Consider the following 7255-nt stretch of genomic DNA (forward strand, 5'->3'; position numbering starts at 1 on the left):
AAGGTCTTAAACCCGATATAAAACTTAGATGATCTTGAGTTGTGGAATTTAAAATTGCCAACTGAGAACAGCCAACTGAAAATTGAAGAATGGATACACAAAATATTAAACAACGTTTCGGTATTATTGGCAACTCGCCTTTATTAAACCGTGCCATAGATATTGCAAGCCAGGTAGCACCGACAGATATGTCGGTGTTAATCACCGGCGAAAGTGGTAGCGGTAAAGAGGTGTTCTCGCAGATTATCCATCAAATGAGTGCCCGTAAGCATGGTACCTTCATAGCGGTAAACTGTGGGGCTATCCCCGAAGGAACGATAGATTCTGAACTTTTTGGTCATGAAAAAGGATCATTTACCGGTGCACACGAAGCCCGTAAGGGATATTTTGAGGTGGCGAATGGCGGTACCATCTTTTTAGATGAGGTTGCTGAGCTTCCTTTAGGTACACAGGCCCGTTTGCTGCGTATTTTAGAAAGTGGCGAATACTTACGTGTGGGTTCTTCTAAAGTGCAGAAAACCGATGTTCGCATTATTGCGGCAACTAACGTGGATGTTTACAATCGTGTTAAAAATGGGAAATTCCGTGAGGATTTATATTATCGATTAAATACCGTGCCATTGCGTATACCCGCTTTGCAAGAGCGTAAGGAAGATATTTATTTATTATTCAGAAAATTCGCAGCTGATTTTAGCGATAAATACCGCAGTCCCGCGTTACACCTCGAGCCGGATGCCATTCAGATCTTAACCAATTATAGCTGGCCGGGTAATGTCCGTCAGTTGAAAAATATTGCCGAGCAAATCTGTGTATTGGAAAAAGACCGGAACGTAAGCGGTCAGGCCATCTTAAACTATATCCCGAACGAAGCCGGGAGTAACTTGCCCATGGCGATCAATGCGCAGTCGAAAGAAGATTTTACAGAAAGAGATATTTTGTATAAGGTTCTTTTTGATATGAAAAAAGATATGGTAGAGCTTAAAAAACTGGTTGCTGAAATTATTCAGCACGGTGGGAATACCGCTACGGTTTTAGCCGATAATCCGCAGTATATCAATCAATTATACCGCGATGTAGAATTGCCTGTAGGGCAAGAGCATGCTTTCACCATTCAGCATCCTGCACCAAACAATAATAACGTAAACAACAATAACAATGCTGATTATTTCGCGCACGAGGCTGAAGAAATAGAAGAATCTCTATCACTGGTGGATAAAGAGTCAGACCTGATTAAAAAAGCTTTAAAAAAGCATAAAGGTAAGCGTAAGTTTGCTGCGCAGGAATTGGGCATTTCAGAACGGACATTGTACAGGAAAATTAAAGAATTAAACCTGTAAATGAGCGCTTGTATTAAATGCTCTATAAAGTACGCTCCTCAAAGTTAGACAGCCTTTTCGATCATGATGAAAAATAAAATATTTGCGTTGATCCTGATTACTTCGGTTTTTAGTGCCTGCTCTTATAAATTCAGCGGAGCATCTACAACAGGATTAAAAACAGTGGTTGTTCGCGTATTTGAAAATAACGCACCCTTAGTAGTGCCAACGTTAAGTAACCAGATTACGGAATCGTTAAAAAGCCGGATTCGTAACCAAACCAAATTGATTATCTCTCCGACAGGCGAGGGAGATGCCTCATTTGAAGGAAGGATAACGGGTTATGATATTAAGCCGGTCGCACTTCAAAATAGTGCTACACCTACTGCAGGTGCCAACAGATTAACCATAACCGTTTCGGTAAAATATAAAAACAATATAAAAGAACACGAAAAAGAAAGTTTTGAAGAGAGCTTTACCAAGTATTTTGATTTCCCGGTTAACGGTGCTCCTATTCAAACGTTGTTGCCTGGGGCTATCGAAAATATCAACAAACAATTATCGGAAGATATTTTTAACCGTGCATTTGCACAGTGGTAAAAAAGCAGCATTCTAAAGACAAAATTTTCAGAACCCGTTTACATTTTTTTAACTTAGCGGCAAACCCCGATAATGGATAACAAAAAGCTACTGGTAGATTTACTTGCGCAACCTGGAAAGGTTAGGCCAGAGCATGCATCCATGTTGCAGGAAATGGTTAAGCAATTTCCGTATGCACAGCCCATTCATTTGCTTTTAGCTAAAGCCAATGCTTCATTTATTCCAAAAGCCGCATTATATAGCCAGGGGCACGTATTGTTCCATGTACTCAATATGGTTCCTGTTGGTGAGGCAAAGCAGGAAGAGGAAGTAGATCTTAACATTGCAGTTACGCAGGAGGAGCCGGAAGTTTTGGCACATACCGCTGAATTTACTGATGAGAGTACGTCCGCTATCAGTCAGGAGGTAAGTGTGGAAACACCTAACAACCTGCCAGGTGTAGATAGGCATTTGATGGATTTGCCTGCTGTTGATGATTCTTTTATTGAAAGTGTAGCGGCTACAGATTTCTTTGCATTCGAGCAGCAGTTAAGTACTGATGTGGTTGGCACTGCGCCGGAAATTGAAACGGTAGTACCAGACGAGCCGGAAAGGAATTTTGTTTCGCAATATAACGATGATAAGCTGCCATATACTTTTTTATGGTGGTTGGCCAAAACCCGTAAAGCGCATGAGCAGATTTTTCAGCCCTATGCCCAACCCAATGCCAATCATAACAAACTACAGCCACAAAAAAAACCGCAACAAGAAAGTACTGAGTTTCAGCAACAATATGTAGAGCATATTTTTCACATCCAAACCCCTTTCGAGGTAGCGGATCATTTGGCTGAGTATCACGCCACGGAGATTAAAGATGCAAAAGGTGCCAAAATTATCGAGAAATTCCTGAAAGAAGATCCAACAATCAAACCTCCCAAGCCCGAACAGATCGATAATGAAAATAAGGCCAAGAAAAGTGCAGAAGATAATTACGACCTGGTTTCAGAGACTTTAGCCAAAATTTATATCGAGCAAATGCTTTATCACAAAGCCATAGATACTTATAAAAAATTAAGTTTGAAATATCCGGAAAAAAGCCGTTACTTTGCCGACCTTATCCAATCTATAGAAAAGAAATTTTAAAATATAATATTACCATGGTAACCTTTTTAATCATTTTATTAATTATTGCGTGCGTAGCCTTAGGCTTATTTGTTTTAGTACAAAACCCTAAAGGTGGCGGTTTAGCTACAGGTGGTGGCACCAGTAACATGTTTGGTGTGCAGCGTACCGGCGATGTTTTAGAAAAAGGATCGTGGGTATTGTTAACGCTGATCGTGGTGTTAACCCTTGCTGTTACCACAATTGCTAAAACCAGCGGTGGTAGTGCTGCAGTAGGAAACTCAGCTATTCAAGAGCGTTTAAATAAAACACCATCACCATCTCCAATTGGTGGCAATTTAAACAGCACTAAACCGGCAACTTCAACTCCGGTTGAAACAGACTCGACCAAGAAATAGGCAATACTTATCCATATTTTACAAAGCTTTCCTCAAAAGGGAAAGCTTTTTTTGTGCTGATTTGAATCGCACAGGCCTTTGCCAGCTAAACCCGACAGAGTGGGATAGCCCGGAGCGCAGCGAGGACTATAAACGATGGCGGGACTGTAGCAGCTATGGAAGACTGAACGTCCATTTTCTAAAGAGTACAGGATGCATGTGCAAATTCTGTTAATTATAGATGTTAAGTTAAACCGTTGACTTAACACATATTTAACATAAAAAGCTTTAAATTGCCGCATGAAATTAAGTGTGCTGGTTTTATTTACTGCCCTTGCTGTAGGTCTTTCTATAGGAATGGTTAATTTTTACTTTCAGCATAGCTGGTATTATCTGGCTATCTCTTTCGGCGTATCATTTCTCAGCAGTTTTTTGGTTTTTTATTATTTGCTGGAGAAATATATTTACACTAAAATTAAACTCATCTATAAGCTGATCCATAACCTTAAATTGGGCAAAGATTTAAAAGATGCACTTGGTGAATATGTGAGCTCCGATCCGATTAATGATGTAGAACAGGAGGTAAAAGAATGGGCAGGCGCAAAGAAAAAAGAAATTGATTTGTTAAAAAAGCAAGAACAGTTTAGGAGAGAATTTCTTTCGAATGTTTCGCATGAGTTTAAAACTCCGCTTTTCGCCATTCAGGGTTATATCGAAACCTTGCAGGATTGCCTGGTAGATGATCCCGATCAGGCCGTTTTGTTTCTGAAGAAGGCCGAAAACAATGTAGAACGATTGAGTTATTTGATTAAGGATTTAGACGTTATTTCAAAGTTGGAAACGGGAGAATCGCCAATTAACTATCAAAAATTTGATTTTGTACAATTGGCTAAAGAGGTAATGGAAAATCTCGAAGATCGCGCCAAAGCAAAAAATATTAAACTTTTTTTTAAAGATAAGTATACTGCGCTCACCCCTGTTTCTGCCGATCGCGAGAAGATCAGACAGGTGTTAATTAATTTAATTGTCAATAGCATTAAGTATGGCATTGATGGAGGTGAAACCGCCATTAAAATTTTCGAGCTGCACGATCAGGTTTTGATTGAAGTTACCGATAATGGTATAGGCATAGAAGAAAAACACCTGTCGCGCCTTTTCGAACGTTTTTACCGCATTGATACCCACCGGGCCAGAGAAGTTGGCGGTACCGGTTTAGGGCTGGCTATCGTAAAACATATATTAGAAGCGCACCAACAAACTATTTCGGTAAGAAGTACACCAGGTATCGGAACTACTTTTGCTTTTACGTTACAAAAAGGAGGGTAATTTTTAACATCCTTTTCACTCTGGTAATCAAATGATATATGTTTAAAGTTCGGGTAATTACACGCCAGGGTGCTAAAACTTTGTTTAACCACTTATGTTCAGCTGGTTAAAAAGCTACATCAATTAGCTATATCGGAAAAACAATGCGGCCATTAGTTAATATAATTAATAAATTAACATTAACTTAACATTGGGCTTGTAGCTTTGCAACATATTAAAAATTAACATGAACAATATTTTTAAGTTCTTTACCCCTCAGGACAAAAAGTTTCATCCGCTTTTCGAACAAGCTGGTAGCAATGCATTAAAAATTGCGGAAACCCTTTTAGAAATGGTGAGTACGGGTGATGCAGAAGCCAGAAAAACAATTTTTAAAGAGATTGAGCGCTTAGAGCATGTAGGTGATGATATTACCCACTCGATTTTTCTTGAACTGAGCAGGAACTTTATTACGCCATTCGATAGAGAAGACATTCATGCATTGGCTACTGCAGTAGATGATGTTGCCGATTATATTTATGGTACTGCAAACCGTATGCAGATGTATAACATGATTGCTATTAACGAGCCCATTGTTAAAATTGCGGAGCTTTTGGTAGAAATGTGTACCGATATCGATAAAGCTATTAAAGAACTGCGCAGCTTTAAAAACATCCGCGTAATTGCTGATGCCTGTATCCGCATCAACAGTGGCGAGAACCAGGCTGATTACGTATTTACCTTAGCGGTAGCGCGTTTATTTGAATACGAAACCAATGCGATTGAATTAATTAAACAAAAAGAGGTTTTACAAACGATCGAAAAAGCAACAGATAAGTGTGAGGATGTGGCGAATGTGCTTGAAACGATCTTGGTTAAAAACGCTTAATAAAAAACAAACATGGTAACTACCTTATTGGTTGTTGTTGTAATTCTGGCTATTGCTTTCGATTATATTAACGGCTTTCATGATGCCGCCAACTCGATTGCAACCATTGTTTCTACAAAAGTTCTTACGCCTTTCCAGGCGGTTTTATGGGCTGCATTATTCAATTTTGCTGCCTACTTTTATTTTACCGACCACAAAGTGGCCAACACAGTTGCTAAAACTGTTATCGAAAACTACATAACACTACATGTAATCTTTGCTGGGTTATTGGCCGCCATTATGTGGAACCTGTTAACCTGGTGGTATGGTATTCCTTCCAGTTCATCGCATACCCTAATTGGTGGTTTTGCAGGTGCAGGAATGACACATGCTTTACTTACAGGGGTAAGTCCACTTGATGCCGTAAATATGCAGTATGTAATTAAAATTGTATCCTTTATTGTTTTAGCGCCCATTATCGGTATGGTAATTTCGGTGGTATTAACATTGATCATTATCAATATCTGTCGTTATGCTAAACCGGCAACAGCCGAAAAATGGTTTAAACGCCTTCAATTATTATCTTCTGCTGCGTTAAGTTTTTTCCACGGTGGTAACGATGCACAAAAGGTAATGGGGATTATTGCTACCGCTTTAATCGCTTCTAAAGTAATTCCAGATTTTGAAGCGATGCCTGCCTGGGTGCCAATTGCCTGTTACTCGGCCATATCATTAGGGACCATGAGCGGTGGATGGAAAATCGTGAAGACCATGGGATCGAAAATTACCAAGGTAACCGCACTGGAAGGTGTTGCTGCCGAAGGTGCTGGTGCAGTAACTTTGGGTATTACAGAACATTTCGGTATTCCGGTTTCTACTACACATACCATTACCGGATCGATTGTGGGTGTAGGTGTGGTAAAAAGTGTTTCTGCTGTACGTTGGGGGGTAACCATCAACTTAATCTGGGCCTGGATTTTAACCATTCCGGTTTCGGCTACGTTGGCAGCCATTATTTATGCTGTGATTTATTACTTAAAATAAAAACAAAATCCTTTAATATTATAAGAGACCAGGGCATTAGCTTTGGTCTTTTTTGTTTAACCGCTAAGAGCGCAAGGGTTTTCGCAAAGAATACCAGATGGAAGGCTAAAAGCCGAAGGGAGAAGAGTTTCCATTATTTTAGCTGTAGTAGAATTAATGATTACTTCTATAATGTCATCCTGAGTGCAACGAAGGATCTTTTAACCATACTATCCATTGAAAGATGCTTCACTGCGTTCAGCATGACAATTCTTAATATTAAAAGAATAGAATAAAAGAAAACCCTCACTCTAAATTTTAGCTGTAGTAAAATTAATGATTACTTCTATAATGTCATGCTGAGGGATAATTTATTTTATAAAAATCAATATAGATGACGTAACTAATTACTTATGCCATACAGCCCCGTCTTGCCTCGGCTTACCGCCGCCGAATGGCTCTTACTTTTTGGCATCAAAAAGTAACAAAAAATGCCGGCTGAAAATTTTTCTTTCAAAGCCAGTAATAGGGCTCGGTTAGTGGAGCCCGAAAAATTTGTTAGGCCGGATTTAAGCGAAACGGAGATACGGTGCTACGGCCTAGCTACGCGGAAATGCATAGGTTCCGCAAGTCGCTCATTAATAAATAATTGCAAAATAACGTCA

At 39.5% G+C, this 7255-nt stretch carries 7 protein-coding genes; all 7 read left to right on the forward strand.

What is annotated here, in order from left to right:
• The first annotated feature begins 89 nt into the window (after positions 1-89).
• The 7 genes from QZ738_RS03780 (at position 90) to QZ738_RS03810 (ending at position 6611) form a co-directional block, all read left to right on the forward strand.
• On the forward strand, positions 90-1337 hold the full coding sequence (locus QZ738_RS03780) for a sigma 54-interacting transcriptional regulator (protein WP_293784792.1): 1248 nt from the start codon (positions 90-92) through the stop codon (positions 1335-1337).
• A 63-nt stretch (positions 1338-1400) separates the two neighbouring features.
• Complete coding sequence (locus QZ738_RS03785; RefSeq protein WP_367268559.1) at positions 1401-1916, forward strand: LptE family protein; 516 nt, start codon at positions 1401-1403, stop codon at positions 1914-1916.
• A 72-nt stretch (positions 1917-1988) separates the two neighbouring features.
• Positions 1989-3038, forward strand: a complete 1050-nt coding sequence (locus QZ738_RS03790; protein WP_293784794.1) for a hypothetical protein — start codon at positions 1989-1991, stop codon at positions 3036-3038.
• Positions 3039-3052: 14 nt separating this feature from the next.
• Positions 3053-3415, forward strand: coding sequence for a preprotein translocase subunit SecG (gene secG / locus QZ738_RS03795; protein ID WP_293784796.1), 363 nt, complete (start codon positions 3053-3055; stop codon positions 3413-3415).
• 279 nt (positions 3416-3694) lie between these two features.
• Positions 3695-4720 carry an ATP-binding protein gene (locus QZ738_RS03800; protein WP_293784799.1) on the forward strand — a complete coding sequence of 342 codons (1026 nt, stop codon included), beginning with the start codon at positions 3695-3697 and terminating at the stop codon, positions 4718-4720.
• 226 nt (positions 4721-4946) lie between these two features.
• Positions 4947-5588 (forward strand): DUF47 domain-containing protein, encoded by a 642-nt coding sequence (locus QZ738_RS03805; protein WP_293784802.1) that lies wholly within the window; start codon positions 4947-4949, stop codon positions 5586-5588.
• A gap of 12 nt (positions 5589-5600) precedes the next feature.
• Positions 5601-6611 carry an inorganic phosphate transporter gene (locus QZ738_RS03810; protein ID WP_293784805.1) on the forward strand — a complete coding sequence of 337 codons (1011 nt, stop codon included), beginning with the start codon at positions 5601-5603 and terminating at the stop codon, positions 6609-6611.
• The last annotated feature ends 644 nt before the right edge of the window (positions 6612-7255 follow it).

It is taken from the genome of uncultured Pedobacter sp. (assembly GCF_913776295.1).
In the GTDB taxonomy this organism is placed as follows: domain Bacteria; phylum Bacteroidota; class Bacteroidia; order Sphingobacteriales; family Sphingobacteriaceae; genus Pedobacter.